Origin of the sequence: Bartonella sp. CM120XJJH, assembly GCF_042194715.1 — a bacterium.
Taxonomy (GTDB): Bacteria; Pseudomonadota; Alphaproteobacteria; order Rhizobiales; family Rhizobiaceae; genus Bartonella.
Genome location: NZ_JBHINE010000168.1, coordinates 1 through 510, shown reverse-complemented (window position 1 = coordinate 510; position 510 = coordinate 1). Strand labels below are relative to the sequence as shown.

1 pseudogene is annotated in these 510 nt (G+C 47.3%); it reads left to right on the top strand.

Annotation, left to right across the window (positions count from 1 at the left end):
* Nucleotides 1-495, top strand: a pseudogene (locus ACFIKU_RS10400) (phage tail protein); the annotation flags it as partial.
* Between the last annotated feature and the right edge of the window lie 15 nt (nt 496-510).

Sequence of the window (510 nt, the reverse complement as noted above, 5' to 3'; positions counted from 1 at the left end):
AGCTGGAACCAAATCGATTATCCATGGGACATGGCAAATTTTCCGTGGTGTTCGGTCAAAAAACATGAACGCGATATACTGATGGCAGAGTGGTTTCATGGCCGCACGCTTTATCTCGTGTTAAGAGATAGCCAAGATGGCGTGATTGGCACTCGCAGATGCTATGCTGTAGCGCCTGTCGAACAGGCTTTGGAGGGGGTTTACAGCCATTCAGGCAATCACTATCAGCCCTCCCCGAGGGGCACGGCGCTTTTTCTGGCAGCCCGCACAGATTTTAACGATGTTGACGGCAAACAAGCAGCATTTGTTTCTATTCTCGTTCACGGCATTCCCAAACAAGATGTCCCCCTTGATATCCCTCTTGATATCCCTTTGGGCAAGCTTTGGTGTGACGCCAATGAACTAAATGGTGGTATCGAGATACTCAAAACGCCCATTAATATTCCTTTGCGTGCCGATGTTCGCGAACAATTCAAGATTTTATTGAGGTTTTAAGATGAAGCATGAAAG